Below are 449 nucleotides of genomic sequence, written 5' to 3' on the forward strand. Positions count from 1 at the left end.
CTAGCTCCATCTATAATGATATTTGTTACTTCTGATTCTGCTTTTTCTATCGTTACTGTTTTTTCTTCAGTCATTCCATTACTAGAAGCCACTACTACTACTGTTCCTGCATTTGCTTGGTTGGTTACTTCCAATAACCCTGTTTCTGGATTTATACTTATTCCTGTTATTGGTGTTTTTAATGACCAACTTATATTTTCATCCATCACATTTCCGTATTGGTCTTTTATCACTGCATTATAATCAGTCGTTTCTGGACTATTTTCTTGGGTTGGTACATCTATTATACTTTCACCATTTATTATTATATTTGTTACTATTAGTTCTTCTTTATCTATTGTTACAGTTTTTTCTTGCTGCATTCCATCGCTAGAAGCCATTACTACAACTGTTCCTGCATCCGCTTGGTTAGTTACTTGTAATGTTCCAGTCTCTGGATTTATACTTAT

The 449-nt window shown here is 33.4% G+C and carries 1 protein-coding gene; it reads right to left on the reverse strand.

Annotated features, from left to right (window positions below; translation table 11 throughout):
* A partial coding sequence (locus tag QMG30_RS24840) for a hypothetical protein (RefSeq protein ID WP_281819919.1) occupies positions 1 to 449 on the reverse strand: 449 nt, incomplete at both ends.

The organism is Vallitalea longa (assembly GCF_027923465.1).
Lineage (GTDB): Bacteria > Bacillota > Clostridia > Lachnospirales > Vallitaleaceae > Vallitalea > Vallitalea longa.